This window comes from Methylobacterium nigriterrae (genome assembly GCF_037106235.1).
Classification (GTDB): domain Bacteria; phylum Pseudomonadota; class Alphaproteobacteria; order Rhizobiales; family Beijerinckiaceae; genus Methylobacterium; species Methylobacterium nigriterrae.
Genome location: NZ_JBAWTG010000424.1, coordinates 1 through 933, shown reverse-complemented (window position 1 = coordinate 933; position 933 = coordinate 1). Strand labels below are relative to the sequence as shown.

Genomic DNA, 933 nt, shown 5'->3' with positions numbered 1-933 from the left:
CCCTCACGCCGCCTGCACGCGCGTGGTCTCGACCACGTTGCGCATGTAGCCGGCCGGGTTCCAGAGCGGCTCCATCGGCTGGGTCGCCCCGTCATTGCCCGCTGCCCGGACCCGGATGGCGTGCGGGCCCGCCGCCAGATCGGCCTGCAGCGTCCAGGGCCGGAACGAGTAGCGCCCGAGATCCTGGCCGAGCGCGGCCTCCGCCCAGGTCCTGCCGTCGTCGAGCGAGACCGCCACCGTCCTGATGCCCGAGCCGCCGTCGAAGGCGATGCCGCGCAACGGGGTCGGGCCGGCCTTCACCCGGGCCCCGTCGGCGAGGTTCGTCAGGAAGGAGCGCACGTTGAAGCGGTTGATCGGCACCGTGGCCTTGGGCGCCTGGCCGGGCTCGGTGCAGGCGCAGGCGTTGTCGGGGATGCGGTAGGCCGACTTCATCCAGAAGCCCTCGTACGGCTTGTCGAGCACGGTGATGCTGTTCAGGTGCTTGACCCAGTAGGTGCCGTAGAAGCCCGGCACCACGAGGCGCAGGGGATAGCCGTTGAGCCAGGGCAGGTCCTCGCCGTTCATGGCCCAGGCCAGCATCACCTCGCCGTCGCGGGCGTGGTCGATCGCGAGCGCCTTGGTGAAGTCCGGCGTCTCGGGGATCACCGGCCCGTCGAGACCCTCGAAGGAGACCTCGACGGCGCCCGCCTTCACGCCGGCCTTGTCGAGCACGGCTCTCAGCGGCACGCCCGTCCAGCGGGCGTTGCCCATGGCGCCGTTGGCGAGCTGGCCGCCGGCCATGCGCGGCTCGAAGAAGCCGCGGGAATTGCCGGAGCACTGGTTGACGGCGACGATCTCCGTGCCCGGCATCGCCCTGAGCTCGGCGAGCGACAGCGAGACCGGCGTCCCGACATGGCCCTTCACCTCCAGGCGGAACGTCTCGGGGTCGATGGA

1 protein-coding gene is annotated in these 933 nt (G+C 71.4%); it reads right to left on the bottom strand.

Features of this window, described 5'->3' with window-relative positions:
* Window positions 1-3: 3 nt before the first annotated feature.
* Window positions 4-933, bottom strand: a 930-nt coding sequence (locus WDW90_RS37540; RefSeq protein ID WP_336492793.1) for a molybdopterin-dependent oxidoreductase, incomplete at its 5' end; no start/stop codon positions are given.